The organism is Corynebacterium tuingiense, from assembly GCF_046718165.1.
Lineage (GTDB): Bacteria > Actinomycetota > Actinomycetes > Mycobacteriales > Mycobacteriaceae > Corynebacterium.
In genome coordinates this window covers 2,216,881-2,237,376 of record NZ_CP177101.1, presented here as the reverse complement: position 1 = coordinate 2,237,376, position 20,496 = coordinate 2,216,881, and the positions used below count along the sequence as shown (strand labels likewise).

Sequence of the window (20,496 nt, the reverse complement as noted above, 5' to 3'; positions counted from 1 at the left end):
CACTAGGAAAGACGGTTTATGACCATCGAGCAACTTCGTGCATGGCTGCGTGACTGGGTATCCCAGGCCACGGGCGTAGCGGCCACAGAGATTTTAGATTCCACCCCCCTGGAAAATTATGGTCTTTCCTCTCGAGATGCCGTAGTGCTGTCGGGTGAATTAGAAAATCTTTTAGGCACGCAGCTCGATGCGACGGTGGCGTATGAGTACCCCACGATTGAGCTCCTAGCCAATCGCTTGCTTAATGAGCCCGCGGGGCGGCACGACGATGCACCGCGCGTGCAGCGCACAGCTCGCGCCGCGCAGGGTTCTGATATTGCGGTTATCGGCTTGTCCGGACGTTTCCCAGGCGCTAAAGATGTGCCGGAATTTTGGACCATGCTCGCTGAATCGCGCGCGGGCACGGGGCCGCTGCCGGTGGGGCGGTGGTCTGAGTACAGCGCAGATCCGGTAATGAGCGAGAAGATCGCGCAGCACAATACCGACGGCGGTTATATCGACGATATTGCATCCTTCGATGCGGAGTTCTTCGGCCTATCGCCGCTAGAGGCCGCGAATATGGATCCGCAGCAGCGCATCCTGCTCGAGTTGGTATGGCACGCGCTGGAGAACGCGGGCCTTCCCGCCAATGAGCTGCGCGGCACGCACACGGGCGTGTACATGGGCTCGACCAATAATGATTACGGCATGCTGATTACCGCCGATCCCACGGAGATGCACCCTTATGCGCTCACGGGTAATTCCTCAGCAATCGTTGCCAACCGCATTTCCTATGCCCTGGATTTCCGCGGCCCGTCCATCAATGTGGACACGGCCTGCTCGTCTTCCTTGGTTGCAGTCGATCATGCGATCAAGGATCTGCGCACCGGTGCGGCCGATGTAGCGCTGGCGGGTGGCGTGAATATCTTGGCCGCTCCGCACGCCTCCACCGCCTTTTCGGAGCTCGGCGTGACCTCTCCTACCAGCGCCATTCATGCTTTTTCTGATGACGCCGATGGCATCGTGCGTGCCGATGCCGCCGGCGTGCTGGTGCTCAAGCGCCTACAGGACGCGGAGGATGATGGCGATGAAATCCTAGCCGTCCTCAAGGGCTCTGCCGTCAACTCTGATGGACATTCGAATGGCCTGACCGCGCCTAACCCAGAAGCGCAAGAAGACGTGCTGCGCCGCGCCTACGCGGATGCGGGCGTGGCGCCCGAGGACGTGGATTATGTGGAGGCCCACGGTACGGGCACCATCTTGGGCGATCCCATCGAGGCCAGCGCGCTCGGCCGCGTGCTGGGCGCTGGGCGCGGCATCGAATCGCCCGTGCTCTTGGGCTCTGCCAAGACCAATATCGGCCACTCCGAATCCGCCGCGGGCGTCGTGGGCCTCATCAAAGTCATCGAGGCCATGCGGCACGATATTATCCCGGCGAATATCAATTACGCTGGTCCGAACCGCTATATCGATTTCGTGGCCGAGCGCCTCGAGGTCGTTGAAGACCCGCGCGAGTGGCCGGAATACTCCGGGAAAAAGGTGGCCGGCGTATCGGGCTTTGGCTTTGGCGGCACGAATGCCCACGTCGTCTTGACGGATTACCAAGGCACCCCGCGTACCACCGAGCCGCAGCTATCCACCGACACGGTGGCGCTGCCGGTCTCCGGCCTCTTACCTTCCCGCCGCGCGCGTGCGGCGGGCCTGCTCGCGGATTTCCTCGAGGCAGAACAACCAGACCTAGCAGATGTCGCGCGCACGATCGCGCGCCGCAACCACTCGCGCTCGCGCGCCGTTGTCATGGCCAGCTCCACTGACGAGGCCATTAAGCGCCTGCGCCAGGTGGCCGAGGGCAAGGTGTCTGTCGGCATCGCCGCGGCGGATTCCCCGCAGGTGCAAGGTCCGGTCTTCGTGTATTCCGGCTTTGGTTCCCAGCACCGCAAGATGGCGAAGGACATGATCGCCCTGTCGCCGCTGTTTAGCGCGCGGCTGAAAGAACTCGATGACATCGTGGATTTCGAGTCGGGCTGGTCCATCCTGGACATCGTTGAAGATGATTCCCAAACCTATGACACGGAAACGGCGCAGGTTGCCATCACCGCCATCCAGATCGCGCTGACGGACCTATTGGCCTCCTTCGGCGTGCGCCCGGCGGGCGTTATAGGCATGTCCATGGGTGAAATCGCCGCGGCCTATGCCGCAGGTGGCATTTCCGCGCGGGATGCGATGATTATTGCCTGCCACCGCGCGCGCTTGATGGGCGAGGGAGAGGCATCGCTAAGCGAGTCCGAGCAAGGAGCCATGGCCGTCGTCGAGCTATCCGCCGAGGGCATCGCCGCCCTCGATGCAGCCATCGAGCCAGCCGTCTATACCGGGCCCGGCATGACCACCGTGGGCGGTCCCCGCCAGGCGGTGCTGGATCTGGTGGAGAAACTCGACGGGGAAGGAAAATTTGCCCGCGCGCTCAACGTGAAGGCCGCGGGACATACCTCCGCCGTCGACCCGATCTTGGGCGAGCTCGAAGCTGCCATCGCCGGCATGGAAGCCCGCCCGCTGCATACGACGCTCTTTTCCTCCGTGGATAAGGGCGAGGTCTACCGCCCCGGCACTACCGTCCACGATGAGGATTACTGGCTGCGCATGACCCGCTATCCGGTGTATCTGCAGGACGCTACGGAACAAGCCTTTGCCGCAGGGCACACCCAGCTGGTGGAGATTTCGCCCAACCCGGTGGCGCTCATGGGGCTTATGTCTACCGCGTTTGCCGTGGGCAAGGCCGATGCGCAGTTGCTGTATAGCTTAAAGCGCAAGGTGGACCCCACCGAGTCCTTGTTGGATCTGTTGAGCAAGCTCTACGTAACGGGAACTCCGGTTAATTTCGCCGCCGTAGTGGGCTCGGGCTCGCATGCGGAAGCACCGTATACGCAGTTCAACCGCCAGCGTTTTTGGACCAATGCGCGGCCTTCGGCCGGGGTCTCCGGGCTGCCCGGCACCCGCGTGAACTTGCCGGAGGGCAAGGTGGCCTTTTCCACCAACGCTGACCAAGCCCCGTCCGCGCTGGCCATCGTGGAGGCCGCCGCAGAAGCGGTACAGCCTGGGGCACACATCGTGGCTGCGGAGGAACACCGCGATCTCCCGCCGTACGGGGAAATTACCACCGTCGTCACCACGTCCATCGGCGGCATGTCCATTGCCGTCTATAGCGTGCAGGACACGCGCACTGAGCTCTTGGCGGAAGGTTTTTCCTCCGGCCTGGACTTGGGTGCGGGTGCGATCCCTGGGGTTGCAGCGGTGCCAGAGAGCAACGCCACCTCAGAAACGGCTGTCGATGAGGCGGGCGTAGATGCGGTGCGCTGGGATCCGCGGCAAGAGACCGTCGAGGACCGCCTGGCGCTTATCGTGTCCGAATCCATGGGCTATGACGTCTCGGATCTGCCGCGCGAGCTGCCGCTGATTGACCTGGGCCTGGATTCCTTGATGGGCATGCGCATTAAAAACCGCGTGGAAAATGACTTCCAGATTCCACCGCTGCAGGTGCAGGCGCTTCGCGATGCCTCCTTGGCAGACGTCATCACCATGGTTGAGGAAGCCGTCGCCGGCGGTCGCATTGATAACAGTGACACCAGCGCCGACGCTGCACCGGCGGCTACGGAGTCCGCGGCAGCAGCAGACGAGACCACCCAAGACTCGGAGCAGGGTGTGGGCGTTGCCCCGCGCGATGCCTCTGAGCGCATGGTCTTTGGCACATGGGCAAGCATTACCGGCAAGGCCCCGGCGGGCGTGACCTCGCCGCTTCCGGAAATCTCTGAGGAGGTGGCCGCACAGATTGCCGAGCGCTTGCGCGAGCGCGCCCACATCGATGTCACCGCGCAGCAAGTCCTCGACGCCGAAGCGCTGGAAACCTTGTCTGACCTCGTCCGCGAGGGCCTTGAGACCGAGGTGGAAGGTAATATTCGCGTCCTGCGCGAGGCCGATGGGCCAGCCGTATTCATGTTCCACCCGGCCGGTGGAACCACGGTGGTCTATCAGCCGCTGACCCGCAGGCTGCCAGCGGATGTCGCCGTCTACGGAGTCGAAAGGATTGAAGGCTCCTTAGAGGAGCGCGCCGCTGCTTATATCGAGGACATCGTTCGCTATGCGCGCGGCCGCAAGGTCGTCCTGGGCGGTTGGTCCTTTGGTGGCGCCTTGGCCTATGAGGTGGCCTACCAGCTGGAAGAGCGCAGCAAGCGCGGGGAAGAGAGCGCCGAGGTCGCCTTCATTTCCTTGCTCGATACCACGCAGCCCTCCCACCCGGCACCGGATACGCCGGAAGAAACCCGCGCCCGGTGGGAGCGCTACGCTGCCTTTGCCAAGAAGACCTACGGCCTGGACTTCGAGCCGCCGTACGAGATGCTGGATACCATGGGTGAGGACGCCCTGATGACCATGCTGGCGGACTTCTTGGCCACGACGGATGCCTCCGAACACGGCCTTTCCGCCGGCGTCTTGGAGCACCAGCGCGCGTCCTTTGTGGATAATCAGATTTTGGCCAAGATTGATTTCCACCGCTGGGCCGATGTCAGCGTTCCCGTGCTGCTCTTCCGCTCGGAGCGGATGCATGACGGTGCGATCGAGCTGGAGCCGCGCTACGCTGAGATTGATCCGGATGGCGGCTGGGGCGTTATCGTTAAGGATCTAGAAATTGTGCGGCTGCCCGGCGATCACTTGGCAGTGCCGGACGAGCCAGCCATTGGCACCGTGGGCAAGCATATGAACGATTGGATCGAGGAGAAGATACGTGGCGGCCAAGCAAACAACCGCTGAGAAACTCGCTGACCTGCGCAAGCGCCTAGAAGAGGCGCAAGATCCAGGCAGTGAGCGTTCCCGCACACGCCGCGACGAGGCAGGCCGTACCACTCCTCGCCAGCGCATCAACGAGCTCTTGGATGAAGGTTCCTTTGTCGAAACCGGCTCCTTGGGCAAGACCCCGGGTGACCCTGAGGCCATCTATTCCGATGGCGTGGTCACAGGCTATGGCCGCGTATCCGGCCGGCCCGTGTGTATCTATGCCCACGATAAGACGGTCTACGGCGGTTCCGTGGGTGTGACCTTTGGCAAGAAGGTCACCGAGATCATGGATATGGCCATCAAGATTGGCTGCCCGGTCATCGGCATCCAAGATTCCGGCGGCGCCCGCATCCAAGACGCGGTGACCTCGCTGGCGATGTACTCCGAAATCGCCCGCCGCCAGCTGCCGCTATCTGGCCGCAGCCCGCAGATTTCCATCATGATGGGTAAATCCGCCGGCGGCGCGGTCTACGCGCCGGTGACCACTGACTTTGTCATCGCCGTGGATGAGGAGGCGGAAATGTATGTCACCGGCCCCAACGTCATCCGTGAGGTTACCGGTGAAGACGTCACCTCCGCTGAACTCGGCGGTGCCCGCCAGCAGGAGCTGAACGGCAACGTCTCTGCCGTGGTGGATTCTGAGGAAGACGCCTTTGACATGGTGCGCGATATTTTGGATCACCTGCCGCTGACCTGCTTTGATGAGTCGCCGACCTTCCCCGCGCCTTCTGATGCCGAAATCACCGAGGACGAGGATCTGAATTCCTTCATGCCGGATGACACCAATGCTGGCTACGACATGATGGATCTGCTCACTCAGCTCGGCGATGACGATGAGCTCATCGAAATCCAAGAAAATTTCGCACCAAATATGATCACCGCCTTTGGCCGCATCGACGGCAAGACGGTGGGTTTTGTGGCCAATAACCCTATGCACTTGGCCGGCTGCATCGATGCCGATGCCGCCGATAAGGGCGCGCGCTTTATCCGCATCTGCGATGCCTATAATATCCCGCTCGTCTTCGTCGTCGATACGCCGGGCTACCTGCCGGGCGTAGAGCAGGAGAAGGTGGGCCTGATTCACCGCGGCGCGAAGTTTGCCTTCGCGGTCGTGGAAGCGACCGTGCCGAAGGTCTCGCTCATCGTGCGCAAGGCCTACGGCGGCGCCTATGCCGTCATGGGGTCGAAGAACTTAAGCGGCGATATTAACTTGGCGTGGCCTACCGCGCAGATCGCCGTCATGGGCGCGGCCGCCGCCGTGGTCATGATCGCGGGCAAGCAGCTCGAGGCCGCCGAGACCCCAGAGCAGCGCGAGATGACCAAGAAGATGTTCATGGACTTCTACGATGAGACCATGACAGCACCCTACGTTGCGGCGGAACGCGGCTACCTCGATGCCATGATTCAGCCGAATCAATCGCGCATTGCCCTGCGCCAGGCGCTGCGGCAATTGGCTACGAAGTCGGCGCATGACCTGCCCAAAAAGCACAATATTGCGCCGATGTAACGCCGTGCTGCGCTGTTGCGATACCTAAATAATAGTTTCGTGACAGCTAAAGGAGAATCCCTTGTTTAATTTGCTCTACGCTCTCGACCTGATTGGTGAGATCATTGGCTACGCTTACTGGGCGTACAACCAGTTCGCAGCAGGCCTGCCAATTAACGTGCCGTTCTAAGCTGAGAACGTTCGCACAGATTTAAGGCTCCGAGGCTAGACGGCAGGATGCGTGGTTGAGGTTGGCTCGTTAGTGGGTCTGGGCTAGTGGTACTAGCCCTTTTCACTCTTCTACGGTGATAACCGGTCTTTGACTGGGAAATACCGTACACAACTTCCTGCTGTGCTAGCCGGTTCGGATCACGATGAAAGGATGAGTAAAAATCATCCTCGATACCCTGTCTGTGGCGGGGATGGTCAAGTCCGTAGAAGTGGTGTATCTGTTCTTTCTGAATCGAGGACAGACATGTAGCGCTTTTGCTGGATCCAATCATCATCTTGTTCGGCTAGCCTAGAGCCGACCAGGCGGATCGCAGAACTGCGGTTAGGGAAGATCCCTACAACGTCGGTACGCCGCCGGATTTCCGGATTCAGTCGTTTTGTCGGTGGTCAGGCCCATTTAACGATCAAGTGTGAAGGAGGCCTAATGAACAGGCATAAAATATCTCCTAATGCGATTGTCGTTGCACTATTTGGGCTGGCAATTTCAGGTTATGTCGGTATCGCAAACAAGTCGATCCTCGGGTTTCTCATCCTCATACTGCTCACCATAGTTGGAGCAGTACTGGTCAACCGCAACCAAAACAGGCATCAGGAATAACCGGTGAGTAAAATCGTCTGCCGGACACTAACCCCATCTCGTCATCCTGACGAAACGTTTGGTCATCGTTTATTCTTGCGTTGTTTGGCGGGGATTCGCGTGCTCTCCTGCCCTCGGAGATGAACCCTGTCTGGTGGCCATCTGATACCGGCCTGGTCGGGTTGGCACAATTGTGAGAGTGTCTAATGGTTTGTGTGTGGGAACCTAACCCGCATAAGGAGATGAACCAGAATGACTACTATGGCGAGACGAGATCCGGCTGATAAGGCCAAGGTTGATGCGATTGAAAAGAAGCTGCTTGCTAACCCAGAAATCGCGAAACTGATTGATGAGCTAGGCACGTCCACCACGGATGCCAACGACCTAGTTCGGGGCATGTTGCAAGCCTCAATTACCCGGGGTTTGAATGCTGAAATGGATGCCCACCTAGGCTATGAGCCCGGCGATAGAGCAGCTAAAGCTACTGCTGAAACAGACAATCACCGCAACGGCACCTACCCGAAAACCGTGGATTCTAACTACGGGCCAGTAAACATTGATGTTCCACGAGACCGGGCCGGGACGTTTATCCCAACCATGGTTCCTCAAAGGCTCTAGGCGGCTAACAGATGTTGACGATATGATTGTCAGCTTATATGCCGGCGGAATGACCATTCGGGATATCCAGCACCATATGGCAACTGCGATGCGGGTTGATATCTCCCATGAGACGATTTCGGCGGTTACAGACGCAGTCTTGGATGAGGTCATGATCTGGCAAAACCGCCAGTTAGACGAGTTCTACCCCGTGATATTCCTGGATGCGTTGCGCATTAAAGTCCGCGACGGCGGCCGGGTAGTTAACAAGTCTGCGTACATGGCAATCGGGGTGGACCTCGACGGGATCAAGCATATTTTGGGATTGTGGATTGCCAAAGAAGAAGGTGCTTCCTTTTGGGCACACGTGTGCGCCAACTTATCTAACCGCGGGGTCAAAGACGTCTTTATTGTCTGCTGTGACGGGCTGAAAGGCCTACCAGAGGCAGTGGAGGCAACCTGGCCGAATTCCATGGTACAAACCTGCATCGTGCACTTAATTCGTGCCGCGAATCGGTGGGTGTCTTACGGGGATCGCCGGGCTGTATCAGCCGCGTTGAAGAAGGTTTATACGGCTACTGATGAATCCACGGCAGAAGCAGCGTTGAAGGAATTTTCCGAGTCTGAACTGGGTGTGAAGTATCCTCAGTCGGTCAAGGTCTGGCAGGACGCATGGGATAGATTCGTGCCATTTTTGCAGTTCCCACCAGCAGCAAGGAAGGTCATCTATACAACGAATTCCATTGAATCGTTTAACAACCAGCTGCGTAAAGCCACCCGCAACAGGGTGCAGTTCACTAACGATGAATCCGCGCTCAAGACGCTGTGGTTGATGATCTGCAACATTGAAGACAAACGAGCCGCAAAGAGAGCGAAACAAGGCAAACGAGCCTCGGCTACCGCCAGCAGGCTCGTGGAAGGAGCCCGAGTTTCCGGCTGGAAACAAGCCATCAACCAAATGGCCGTAGCCTTTCCCGCCTGCTTCGACAAATACCTATAAACCTAGCCCCACACACAAACAACTTGACACGCTCACAATTGTAGTCTACGACCATGTCTATGAAGCGTCCCAGGTTTTGTTCCGTTTGAGTAGATGGGAAAATCTGGAACATGCCAAGAAAATTTGACCAGGATGCAAAGGACCGTGTGGTCCGTCTCGTGGAAGATCGCATCTTGGCGGAAAATATGTCGATGCAAGCTGCGTGCCAGGCAGTAGCTCCAAAGCTGGGGGTTTCATGGCACACGGCTCGTCAATGGACTCAACAGGCCCGCCGTGCAGGAAACACCCCAGAACCTGTACCTGAAGATTTGGCCGCCGAAAACGCGAGGCTACGCCGTGAAAATCAAGAGCTACGCGACACTAATGAGCTGCTGAAGGCCGCGTCAGCTTTTTTCGCGTCGGAACTCGACCCAAAACGTTAAGAAATGATCCGGTTCATCGATAAATACCGGAATTATTTCTCTGTCGAGTTCATCTGTAAGACGTTGAAAAATAACCGGGCTGGTGGGTTTATCACCTCGCGTGGTTATCGCCAGTCCAAAGCCCGTGGGTTAAGTGCTCGTCGACTTCGTGACGGCGTGCTGGTTGAACGCATTAGTGCTGTTCATAGAGATAATTATGGTGTCTACGGTGTGCGGAAAATGTGGCATGCGCTTCGCCGTGAAGGAATCGATATCGGGCGTGAACAAACCGCCCGACTGATGCGCCTGGCTGGCGTTTCTGGCAAAGGCAAAGGCGGATCACCGATTACAACCCGAAAAGCTAACGTGCCTGATTTGCGCCCGGACTTGGTCGAGCGTGAATTCAAAGCCCGGGGCCCGAACAAGCTGTGGGTGGCCGACATTACCTATGTACGGACACGAAAAGGATTCGTCTACACCGCGTTTGTCACCGACGTCTACTCCCGGCGGATCGTCGGATGGGCGCTGTCAGATTCGATGCGGACCGAAGCTTTGCCGCTGCAAGCTCTCAACCAAGCGATTGTGAGCGCGAGGGAAACAACAGGTCTCATTCATCATTCGGATCACGGATCGCAGTACGTCAGCGTTGTCTACAACGAGCGACTTACCCAGCACGGCATTACAGCTTCCACCGGCACTGTTGGTGACTCCTATGATAATGCTCTGGCTGAAAATGTTAACGGCTCCTACAAGAACGAGCTAGTCCATACCCGCAGGTGGGATGACGTTGTAGAGGTAGAAATCGCGACGTTCGAGTGGGTGTCATGGTGGAACGAGGTAAGGCTCCACCAAAGCCTGGGATACCGAACCCCAGCCGAGGTGGAATCCGAATTTTGGAAGAAGACCCCGCAACAGGCAATAATGGAAAACAAGGCAAATGCCTAGGAACAAAACCCGGGGCACTTCACTACGTACTGGGAACAGTTCACACGCGATGGTGTGGCCGTCTAAGAGAACAATGCGTTTACTTTCCGGGGTCAGGCCCAAATTCTGAAGTGCGGAATGGAAGATCTATGTGGATAGATATCGAACAAATCGATATTGGCCGATTAGCAATAAAGCTGTCGGTGGCACTAGACAAATGGATAGCTGAAGAAAACAGCTATAAAAACAAGACAGATATAGCTCCATTATTCATAGTGCAATGTCCTTCTCATTTCGAGATCGCCCTTATCCTCCGTGTTAAAGCCCTAAAACAGACGGCAATCGTAGGATATGAGGCAGGCTACCAACGCTATACATGGTCACCTTATTTATACGACGAAATCGCTGATTCGATTGTTTTCGATACATTAGCCGGCGACTATCCGATCCTTAAAGCAGATTTTTCCGAACCGGACAAAATTGTATGGGCTGGAGGAGAAGAAGCTACAGATGCAAAAGCGCAGTCCATCGGAGATTTCTTAAGCTACTATGAGGACTTAAATGAGCGTGCTAAGGAAAGAATCTGGATCAGTAAGGATTTCCCTCTAGAGAAGCTCTTGTAAGGCAGGGACCTAACCCCCGACGTGTCCACTTTCCAGGGGTCAGGCCCTTGTGCGCAGGCACGAGGCTCACCACCGGCTCCATATGCACCACACCAGTGGGAGCGACCAGTTTTGACTGATGCGTGCCAAATGTAAAGCGGCTTTCCCTATAGAGGAAAAGCCGCTGTGTCGCATCTGCTACTTGCGGGCAAATAGCCGCCAGCCAAAGAAGAACAGGGCGGACATCACGGTTGCCACGATGAGGAAGCTCCAATGAGGCAGGCGGCCATTGACCATGATCCACAAGGCCATACCGCCGATGATGGCAGACAGCCAGACTACAACGCCCTCTTTCCACTTGCCCTGGACCTTTGTGGCCAGGATGATGGCCCAGCCGATGAGCGCGCCTACCGCCCAGGGCCAGAAGGCATCGACCCAGCTGGAAAAGCTCAGTCCGCCGTGGGCGAGGCGGGCGGCGATGGCGAAAATCATCAAGGCGATGATGTCAATGAGCGGAGCGATACGCGTCGAAGTCATACGGTTTCCTTTTCTTTTTCTTTACGGGATAGCGCGGCGTAGGTAACGCCCTTGCGGGCATAGTGCCAGAAGTAAATGACCCAGCCAATAGCGGTGATGAAGGCAAAAGAGATTAGGCGGTAGATGATCGCCGTACTGGTGGCATCGACTGCGGTCATGCCCGTGGCCACGAGCGTGGCGATGATCGCCGCTTCCACCGTGCCCAGACCTGCCGGGGTGACCTGGGCGGAGCCGGCCAGCTTGGCGGTGAGATAAGCCAGCGCGACGCCGGCGATGGTGGTGGTGTTATCGGCCGAATCGGTCGTGGGCATCTGGCCGGTCACGGCCCATACGCAGCCCCAGAGCGCGACCATGTCAATGAGCCGGTTGGCCAAGGAGTAGAACGACGCCCAAGCGAATTGCCGGCGGGTGAGGTGTACTTCCTTGAGGCTTTCGACGTGCTCAAGCAGGGCCTCGCGCTTGGAGCCTTTTACCAACCGCTGCTTTTTCACCCAGCGTTCCAGCGTTTCAGGATGATTGCTCAGCCAAAAGAGCCCGCCGGAGAGTGCCAGCATCGCTGCCAATGTGCCGATGAGGGACCACAGGGCCATATCGGCGTTGAGGAAGAGCACGCCGCCAAGCCCAATGAGCACCAACCACAGGGTGGAAATGGCGGAAGAGAGCACGAAGAACCAACCGCACAGGACCACCGAGGCGCCCCAGGTGCGCTGCACGTGGAAGGTCAAGATAGCAGAAAAGGCCGGGCCTGCGGGCATGGTGGTGGACCAGGAGTTGGATGCAAAGGTAAGAGCAGCGGTTTCTGTGCCCTCCACTTCCACGCCGCCGGCCCGGATGAGCAGGCGCATGACCTCACCCATCGCCACAACGGAGAGGATGGAGGCGATGACCACGAGCGTTACCGGGCCTGGTTCGGCGTGGGAGAGCCGTGAGAAGCCTTCGCTCAAAAAGTCCAGCTCATCGCGGAAAACATAGATGAGGATGGCCAGGACTATGAGCGAGGCGATAACTTGCAGCCAATTTTTCAATTATTTATCTCCTTCGAGGCGCCGTTTTAACTCACTGAAGGGAACGGTCTTCCCACGGCGGGTGGTACTACCGGAAAGCCTAGTGGTCAAGTGGTGCAGCCAGCTAGGCGCCCACCAGTTATCCTCGCGCAGCAGGTGCATGACGGCGGGGACGAGGAGCATGCGGACAATTGTGGCATCGATAAGCAGAGCAAAAATCATGCCGTACGCGATGTATTTCATCATCACGATATCGGAGAAGCCGAACGCGCCCGCCACCACGATCATAATCAGGGCCGCCGCCGTGATGATGCCGCCGGTATGCGCGGTACCGGCCGCGATGGCCTCGTCCGTGGAATCGCCGCGCCGGCGCGCCTCCACCATGCGGGAGACCAAAAAGACCTCGTAGTCGGTGGACAAGCCATAAATGATGGCGATGATCAGCACCAGAATGGGGCTCATGAGCGGGCCGGGCGAGAAGTTCAGCGCGCCGGAGCCCACGCCGATGACGAACATGAGCGTGAGGATGCCTAGGGTGGCGCCCAGGGTCAGAAGCGTCATGACAATGGCCTTAATCGGCAGCACGAAGGAGCCAAAGACTAATGCCATGAGGATGAAGGTGGCGAGTACGACGTACAGCGCCATCCACGGCAGCTTGTGGAAGAGCGCATCGAGCGATTCCACCTCCATGGCTGGCGTGCCGCCGACATACAGGTTGACGCCCTCGGGCGCTTTGACGTCCTCGAGCTCGTGGACGATCCGCGCGTAGTCCTCGCGGTCCTTAATGCCGGCCGAAAGGACCGTGGTTCCGTCCTTGGTGGCGGTCGATGGCCCCATGGGCTCGGTAAGGCCGTCGAGGCCGCGGACTTGCATGACGACATCGACAAGCTGCTCGTTGGTGGCGCCTTCCACCACGAGCTTGACCGGCTCGGTGCGGAAGGCAGGGAACTCGTCGTTGAAGGTATCCTGCGCCACGCGGGTGTCGTGGTTGGGTGGCAGGTAGGTCTCGTTGATGCCGCCGAAGGTGATGCTCATGATCGGCAGTGCGAGCGCAATGAGCAGGCCACAGATGGCCAGGGTCAGGCCCTTGGCGCGGCGCATGGCCCAGCGCGGCAGCTTGTACCACCAGGTGTCCTGAATGGTGCGGGCCGTGCGGGAGGTACGGCGTACCGACCACAGGTCGATCTTGGGCCCGAGCATGCCAAACAGGGCCGGCAAGACGGTGACGGACAAAAGGGCCGCCAGGCCGACGGCGGAAATCGAGCCATAGGCAACGGACTTCAAGAAGGCCTGGGGGAAGAGGAAGAGCCCAGAGAGCGCGACGGCGACCATCGCCGCGGAAAAGACCACGGTCTGCCCGGCGGTGGCGGTGGTGGTGGCCACGGCATCCTTGGTGGAGCTTCCCTTGTTCAGTTCCTCGCGGAAGCGGGAGACCATAAATAGGCCGTAATCGATGGCCAGGCCCAGCCCCAGCAGCGTGACCACTGCCTGGGCAAAGACGTTGACCTGCAGGAAACCGGCCAGGACGGCCAAAATGCCCAGCGAGCCCAGGATGGATAGGCCACCGACGATAAGCGGCATGAACGCCGCCACTACGGAACCAAAGACCACCAGAAGCAGCAGGCCAACGAGCGGGAGCGCTGCCTTTTCAGCGCGCGCAATATCTTCTGCCATGCCTTCATCGAGGGCGTCCGCCACGGCCGTGGCGCCGGCAACCTTGACCGGCGCGGAGGTATCCGTCAGCGCGCCCTCGATGGCGCGGAAATCCTTCAGGGTTTGTTCGTCATCGCCCTTGAGCCCAATGGCGGCAAAGGCCAGCGAGTGATCATCGTTGACTAGGTTGGGGTTCTTACTATCGAAATAGCTGGTGACAGAGTCAATCTGATCTGGGTAGTCCTCTTTGAGCTGCGCCAAGTGCTCCTTGGCGGCATCGAAATTCTCATCGGGCGAGCTAAAGAGCAAAATCACGTCGCCGGAATTATCGCGGCCGAACGTTTCTTGTTCGATTTGCGCCGCGCTTGTCGATGCCGCATTCGGGTCCTCCCAGCCCTCCTGGCTCATGCGTTCCTCGAGCTGGGTTCCAAAGCCTACGAAGAGGGCAAGGATGGCACCGAGGATGACGATGGGAATGACCTTGCGGTGTGCGTAGGAAAATCGTCCCCATTTTTCAAACATGTGGGGTAAGCCTCCTAGCTATTATTCAGTAGCGCAGCCAGCGGGCGGAATGGCTGGAGCCATGCACCACCTTCAGGCAGGTTATCCAGGTTGACGCGCGGCAGCGGCTCGCGGAAGACGCCGTCAATATCTTCTAGGTCAACGAACTCGATCTCGGGGTGGCCCACGGCCCAGGAGGCGTGTTCGTGGAAACCCAGGACGGTAACAGGCAGGCCCTCATCGATGAGCTCTTCTAACAAGGGCTGAAAATTCTGGCCATCGGCAGAGGCCACCACGACGCCGGCGAGATCATCGCGCAGTTTTTCAATGTGGTCGATCATATCCGGATCCACGTCATCATCTTCGTGGATCTTCGGCTTGGCAAAGACGCCAAAGCCCACATTGCGGATGGCCTCTACCCATGGGCGAATCACATCGGCACCGCCGGGGGAGACATTGGTAAAGACCGCGGCCTGCGGATCGGCATCGACATCCACCGCGCGGTAGACCAGCCACCGGCCGATGGCATCAAAACGCGGGCGATGTGCCGCGGTGGGGCGCCCGCCGAGCAGGGAGCCGAGCCCCATATCCATATTGGGTGCGTCCCACACCAGTAGATAGGTGCTCATTTACTTCTTCTCCCACAGGTATTCAGTAATGACGTGTTCTTTATCTAGGCCCTTGCCCTCAAACTTGGTGATGATCTGGCGGTCCACCAATTGCGGGCAATCCGGCCACGGCCAGCCCTTGTACTCCAGGCTGGGCTCGACGTGCACGAGCTCATCTATCCATTCGGCATAGCCGGCGTGGTCGGTAGCAACGTGCAGGACGCCGCCCTTCTTCAGCCGGGAGGCAAAGAGGTTGAGCGTGCCGGATTGGATGATGCGGCGCTTGTGGTGGCGCGCCTTGGGCCAGGGGTCCGGGAAAAAGACGCGGATGCCGTCCAGGGATTCGGGGGCGATCATGCGCACCATGACCTCCACGCCATCGCCACGGATCATGCGGATATTATCGATGCCCTCGCGCTCCACCTGCCCCATGAGCTTGGCCAAGCCAGGCTTATAGAGCTCCACCGCGATGATATTGGTGTCCTGCTCCAGTGGTGCCATGGCTGCGGTGGAGGTACCCGTGCCGGAACCGATTTCTACGATGGTCTTGGCGCCGGTGCGGCCGAACCACTCATCGACATCGATAAGCTCATCGTTTAACACGCGGCCGAGCTCGGGCCAGCGTTGCTCAAAAAGCTGGTGCTGGTTATCCGTGAGCGTGCCGCGGCGAAAGGTGACATTACCCAGACGCGGGTAGTCCAGGTCATTGTCAAAGACCGCATTGAAGTCCGTTTGCGGTGGACGCCCCGGCGGCATTTCTCCGGCAGGGGTGTTTTGAGAATTATCCGTGCTATTCATCGCGCCCTATTTTTCCCTGTCCAGGCATGGCAAGCAATATGCCGCGCCGGGTATTTTCCCCGCCGCATGGGGGAGGGGGATAACCGGAGGCTTTGACGGGGGTGGTGTCTTGTGGCGCGGAACGGGCGAACGGGCAACTTTGCTACCCCTGAAATGGTGTGGAGGATATCACGCCTAATATCACAATTGTTCGTGGTGCGCTTGGTAAACGTCCGCTCACGGCGGTGGATATAACCGGAGTGGGAAAAATGACACTTAATGTGACCAATATTTTGGCTCTGCCGGTTAATCTGGAGGCGGAAGGCAAAGTTGGGCCGTGATGTGCCCCGATTTTCACATCCTATCCAGAGGAGAATTTTTAATGACCGCCACCATTCAGGGCCTCGTTGGAGAGCTGCCTACAGACAATCAAAAACTGATCGACTGGATTAATGAAAGCGTTGAGCTTTTCCAGCCGGACGAGGTGGCTTTTGTGGATGGCTCGCAGGAAGAGGCTGACCGCCTCGCCGCGGAGCTAGTAGAAAAAGGCACCCTCATCAAGCTCAATGAGGAAAAGCGCCCGAATTCCTACTTGGCGCGGTCCAACCCTGCGGACGTTGCCCGCGTGGAATCCCGCACCTTCATCTGCACCTCGAAGGAAGAAGACGCGGGCCCAACCAATAACTGGGCGCCGCCAAAGGCCATGAAGGAAGAAATGACGGAGGCCTTCCGTGGATCCATGAAGGGCCGGACCATGTACGTCGTTCCTTTCTGCATGGGCCCGATCAGCGATCCAGAGCCCAAGCTCGGCGTGCAGCTGACCGATTCCGCTTATGTGGTCTTGTCCATGCGCATCATGACCCGCATGGGCGCAGAAGCGCTGGACAAGATTGGTACGGACGGCGATTTCGTCCACGCCCTCCACTCCGTCGGTGCCCCGCTGCAGCCAGGCGAAGAGGACGTTGCTTGGCCGTGCAACGACAACAAGTACATCACCCAGTTCCCAGAGACCAAGGAGATTTGGTCCTACGGTTCCGGCTACGGCGGCAACGCCATCTTGGCCAAGAAGTGCTACGCGCTGCGCATCGCGTCCGTCATGGCCAAGGAAGAAGGCTGGATGGCTGAGCACATGCTCATCCTGAAGCTGACGAACCCAGAGGGAAAGAACTACCACGTCGCCGCCGCATTCCCATCCCAGTGCGGTAAGACCAACCTAGCCATGATCACCCCCACCATTCCTGGCTGGAAGGCCGAGGTCGTGGGCGATGACATCGCCTGGCTGCACCTGCGCGAGGACGGCCTTTACGCCGTGAACCCGGAAAACGGTTTCTTCGGCGTTGCCCCTGGCACCAACTACGATTCCAACCCGATCGCCATGGATACCATGAAGCCGGGCAATACCTTGTTCACCAACGTCGCGCTTACCGATGACGGCGATGTCTGGTGGGAGGACATGACCGAGGAGGCGCCAGACCACCTCATCTCCTGGACCGGTGAGGACTGGACACCAGCATCGTCCACCAAGGCCGCCCACCCGAACTCCCGCTACTGCGTACCGATTTCCCAGTGCCCCACCGCCGCGCCGGAATACGACGACTGGAAGGGCGTCAAGATTGATGCCATCCTCTTCGGCGGCCGCCGCAAGACCACGGTTCCGCTGGTTACCCAGTCCTTCGACTGGGACCACGGCACCATGATCGGTGCACTGCTGTCCTCCGGCCAGACCGCAGCCGCAGAGGGCGAAGTTGGCGCGCTGCGCCACGACCCGATGGCCATGCTGCCGTTCATGGGCTACAACGCCGGTGACTACCTGCAGCACTGGATTGACATGGGTAAAAAGGGCGGCGACCGCATGCCAGAGGTCTTCCTGGTTAACTGGTTCCGCCGCGGCGACGATGGCCGCTTCCTGTGGCCGGGCTTCGGCGAGAACTCCCGCGTCCTCAAGTGGATCATCGACCGCATTGAAGGCAACGTAGAGGCCGAGGACACGGTGGTCGGACGCACCGCCCGCGCCGAGGACATCGACTTGCAAGGCCTTGACTTCGATGTCGACGACGTTCGCGCCGCACTCGCCGTTGACCCGAAGGAATGGGAAGGCGATATGCAAGACAACGCCGAGTACCTGAACTTCCTGGGCTCCCGCGTGCCCGAGGAAGTGTGGAACCAGTTCCGCGCCCTGAAGAAGCGCGTGGAGGACGCAGCTTCCTAACGCGTTCATCCGCGGTAAATCCCGCATAAAGCTAACCCCAGCAGCGTAAAGCTCTGGGGTTAGTTCTTTGTTGGGGTTAAACCGATCCCCCAGTTACAACGGAAAAGACCCCGCCACCAAAGGAACCGTAATCCTTAACTTGGTGAGCGGAGTCCTCAACTTTGTGACCGCTACCGTGAAGTTCGTTAGCGCGATTCTTCACGTGGGTCTTTAGGCCCGAGGGTCTCAACGAGCGAGCACTCGTTGGGGCCCTTATTATTCTACTACGACTTTTAAACCCCAAGAGGAATTTGCTTTCCAGGGCTGGTCCCGATGAAACCACTGGAATAGCGGTACTGAGGTCGATTTTGGATTGAAAATGCTAGTTTTTATCTTGAAAGCCTCGAAACGTTCCCTAGGGTAAATTGGGAATCAAGGCAAATGTCTAGGGACAAAATCCGGGGTTCTTCAGTCCCGGGTAGACAGATACTGTCCCAGGATTGTGAGGAAATATGCGCGAATCATCAATACTAATCGCAGCTTTGTTTGCGTTGACTATTGGAGTTGGGGTTTTTATTTTCTCAATATCCACATCTAATCCGTCTACGGGACTTTTGATCAGCTCCGGTGCATGCGCGTTAATGGGCGCCTTCAGCACTTATCTTGCAACCAAAAGGTACCAGGAGTCTAAGAACAAAAAGCTTCAGGAGAATGAGAATCAAAAGCTATAGCTTTTGCTATAGCCCGAGATATCGAATTACGAGATACCCTACGCCCTCTCAATCTGCAGCCATTACTCGTCGTCTCGCTGCAGATCCTGAAGTACTCCCTGCGGAGTAAAGTGTTCTGGGGTCAAATTAGCTAGCATTTCAGCGAAACTACCCCGAATAGTTTAGAGTTTCACCAACTTCGATGGTCGGTTTGTCACAGGTATGCAAATCATGTATGCTAAGGATCAGAGAAGGCAAGGACAGGTTCCCTTGTCATGAGTTGAAAAGGTCAACAGGACGAAAAGCGCCTGTTGGCCTTTTCTTATATCGGTCGTTTCTTGTGTACTGCACTAACAGTGCTAGTACTGGTCAACCAACTGGCTAATGCAGAATTAATACTTTCTGCTAGGGTAAAGGCATCCTTGGTAACGTCCAAAATATCTACGTTTAACAGACTGTCCATGTGTGAGACGCGATTCCGAAGATCGTGCAGGTGGGCAACTCTCCAGTAAGTCTTTTCGCCACTTAAATCATCTGCGAAAGGAAAAGCGTCCTTTACTGCCCCTTCCCATAAGGTGAAGCGGTTTTTATTTTCGGTCTTTTCCGGATCTGCGCCAGGTGCATGATTAGGGAGGATATCTTTCCACATCCCGAACATCGTGTGAGCAAGCACATCATCGTGTGTAATCGCCTGCCCATGCCGAAAATGACTAGCAGGGCGACGATCTGCTGACTTCTGAGCCCGCCTTTTAGCTTCTAACCTCTTGCCTTGCGTTAGGCTACGTAAAGGCCTTGCTGGGGCCTCGAGGAGCCAACTGGTACTGCGTTGTCCAAGTTGTTCGCTGTTCCACTTTTGCAATTGTGTATCAATGGAATTACGAAGAAAAACCTCGGTAATACCCAGTGTTTCTTGAACGGAGGCAGTCATCTCAACGCCCCAACGATAAAGAGCAAGTGCATGCTTCTCATTTCCATTTGCAGCCTCTAGATACGGCTCAATGCGGGGTTTGCCCAAATTTTCAATGATCTTCTTGCGGTTAGAGCTCTTCACTCTCTCCATGGTGCCAGAAGTTGTGTCCATAAAATACTGTAGAAACCTTTCCGTACTTCTGGGTACATTGAAGCATTCTGGACGTAGTTTCCACCTCGGCTACTGAACTAGCGTTTTCTCCCGCTGCGCAGGGACTGCTTAGCCTGATAGTCCCGCTAGGGCCGTGATTGCCACGACCGTGTTATTTGCGATGTGAATGCACAGGGGAGCGGTAAGTGTCTTGAACCAGAGGCGCGCTAGCACTAAGAAGGTGCCAAAGAATGCGATGTAGAGCATTACTGCGGGGATGCCGTGTGCGAGGGCGAAGACGGCGGTGGTGATAAGCGCTGCCGCCCAGGTGGGCATGGAATTTTGCAGCCAATCCAATAGGACGCGGCGAAAGGCCACCTCTTCTACGAGGGGAATGACAAGCGCGGTGCTGAGTACCACCATGATGGTGGCGGCGGGGCTGATCTTTAGGCCGGCGGAAAGGTTATTGCCGGCTGGTTCGCTGCCCAGGAGTGCATTGACGGCGCCCGTGGCCGCACCAGAGCCCAGGATGGCGAGGGGAATCCACCACAGCAGGTGCCATAAGGAATGCTCGGATTTCACAAACCCGGCATCGCGCCACGACCAGCCCAAGCGGCGGGAAAATCCGTACCAGACCGTTCCCAAGCCGAAGAAGGCGCCGCCGATGGCGATGCCAAAGGCGACCCAGGAACCGCTCTTTGTAATGAGGCCACAGGCGATGCCAATGAGTGCCGCACCGGCAAATGTGGCGACGACGCTGGCTACGGCCCACCCCAGGTGAGCTCCGCGAACGGTGGGGGAGAGCTGTGAGCGCTGTAGTTGGTCCGGCATGCTGAG

General features: G+C 57.9%; 13 protein-coding genes and 3 pseudogenes. 8 read left to right on the top strand and 8 right to left on the bottom strand.

Annotated features, from left to right (window positions below; translation table 11 throughout):
• Positions 1–18 precede the first annotated feature (18 nt).
• Both ACLI1T_RS10600 and ACLI1T_RS10595 read left to right on the top strand, forming a co-directional pair.
• Positions 19–4,779, top strand: a complete 4,761-nt coding sequence (locus tag ACLI1T_RS10600) for a beta-ketoacyl synthase N-terminal-like domain-containing protein (protein WP_411702648.1) — start codon at positions 19–21, stop codon at positions 4,777–4,779.
• The gene (locus tag ACLI1T_RS10595) at positions 4,754–6,310 is read left to right on the top strand and encodes an acyl-CoA carboxylase subunit beta (RefSeq protein WP_411702647.1); all 1,557 of its coding nucleotides are present in this window, start codon (positions 4,754–4,756) and stop codon (positions 6,308–6,310) included. The genes ACLI1T_RS10600 and ACLI1T_RS10595 overlap by 26 nt, the downstream gene beginning before the upstream one ends.
• A gap of 405 nt (positions 6,311–6,715) precedes the next feature.
• On the opposite strand, the pseudogene ACLI1T_RS10590 reads toward ACLI1T_RS10595, so the two are convergent.
• Positions 6,716–6,904 (bottom strand): annotated as a pseudogene (locus ACLI1T_RS10590) (transposase); the annotation flags it as partial.
• Between the two features lie 40 nt (positions 6,905–6,944).
• Here ACLI1T_RS10590 and ACLI1T_RS10585 point away from each other — a divergent pair.
• From ACLI1T_RS10585 to ACLI1T_RS10565, 5 genes and pseudogenes are all read left to right on the top strand, one after another.
• Complete coding sequence (locus tag ACLI1T_RS10585; protein WP_411702646.1) at positions 6,945–7,118, top strand: hypothetical protein; 174 nt, start codon at positions 6,945–6,947, stop codon at positions 7,116–7,118.
• A gap of 231 nt (positions 7,119–7,349) precedes the next feature.
• Positions 7,350–8,694 (top strand): annotated as a pseudogene (locus ACLI1T_RS10580) (IS256 family transposase).
• Positions 8,695–8,779: 85 nt separating this feature from the next.
• A pseudogene (locus ACLI1T_RS10575) lies at positions 8,780–9,116 on the top strand (transposase).
• A gap of 3 nt (positions 9,117–9,119) precedes the next feature.
• The gene (locus tag ACLI1T_RS10570; RefSeq protein WP_411702645.1) at positions 9,120–10,040 is read left to right on the top strand and encodes an IS3 family transposase; all 921 of its coding nucleotides are present in this window, start codon (positions 9,120–9,122) and stop codon (positions 10,038–10,040) included.
• A gap of 128 nt (positions 10,041–10,168) precedes the next feature.
• A complete protein-coding gene (locus ACLI1T_RS10565) occupies positions 10,169–10,642 on the top strand; it encodes a hypothetical protein (RefSeq protein ID WP_411702644.1) in 474 nt (157 codons plus the stop codon).
• Between the two features lie 177 nt (positions 10,643–10,819).
• Here the strand turns inward: ACLI1T_RS10565 and ACLI1T_RS10560 are convergent, their stop codons facing one another.
• Genes ACLI1T_RS10560 through trmB form a run of 5 tightly spaced genes read right to left on the bottom strand, consistent with a single transcriptional unit; the run spans position 10,820 to position 15,722 of the window.
• Positions 10,820–11,158: a DUF3054 domain-containing protein gene (locus ACLI1T_RS10560; RefSeq protein ID WP_239275399.1), complete on the bottom strand. Its 339-nt coding sequence runs from the start codon at positions 11,156–11,158 to the stop codon at positions 10,820–10,822.
• Positions 11,155–12,183, bottom strand: coding sequence for a lysylphosphatidylglycerol synthase transmembrane domain-containing protein (locus tag ACLI1T_RS10555; RefSeq protein ID WP_411702643.1), 1,029 nt, complete (start codon positions 12,181–12,183; stop codon positions 11,155–11,157). Before ACLI1T_RS10555 ends, ACLI1T_RS10560 begins: the two co-directional genes overlap by 4 nt.
• Positions 12,184–14,337, bottom strand: coding sequence for an MMPL family transporter (locus tag ACLI1T_RS10550; protein WP_411702642.1), 2,154 nt, complete (start codon positions 14,335–14,337; stop codon positions 12,184–12,186). It abuts the gene before it with no gap.
• A gap of 14 nt (positions 14,338–14,351) precedes the next feature.
• Complete coding sequence (locus ACLI1T_RS10545; RefSeq protein WP_005285198.1) at positions 14,352–14,945, bottom strand: NYN domain-containing protein; 594 nt, start codon at positions 14,943–14,945, stop codon at positions 14,352–14,354.
• The gene (gene trmB, locus ACLI1T_RS10540; protein WP_411702641.1) at positions 14,946–15,722 is read right to left on the bottom strand and encodes a tRNA (guanosine(46)-N7)-methyltransferase TrmB; all 777 of its coding nucleotides are present in this window, start codon (positions 15,720–15,722) and stop codon (positions 14,946–14,948) included. It lies immediately after the preceding gene.
• Between the two features lie 361 nt (positions 15,723–16,083).
• On the opposite strand from trmB, the gene ACLI1T_RS10535 reads away from it, so the two are divergent.
• Positions 16,084–17,910, top strand: a complete 1,827-nt coding sequence (locus tag ACLI1T_RS10535; protein ID WP_284636780.1) for a phosphoenolpyruvate carboxykinase (GTP) — start codon at positions 16,084–16,086, stop codon at positions 17,908–17,910.
• Between the two features lie 1,011 nt (positions 17,911–18,921).
• Here ACLI1T_RS10535 and ACLI1T_RS10530 read toward each other — a convergent pair.
• On the bottom strand, positions 18,922–19,650 hold the full coding sequence (locus tag ACLI1T_RS10530; protein WP_232018304.1) for a hypothetical protein: 729 nt from the start codon (positions 19,648–19,650) through the stop codon (positions 18,922–18,924).
• A 138-nt stretch (positions 19,651–19,788) separates the two neighbouring features.
• Positions 19,789–20,490 (bottom strand): lysostaphin resistance A-like protein, encoded by a 702-nt coding sequence (locus tag ACLI1T_RS10525; RefSeq protein WP_411702640.1) that lies wholly within the window; start codon positions 20,488–20,490, stop codon positions 19,789–19,791.
• Positions 20,491–20,496 lie beyond the last annotated feature (6 nt).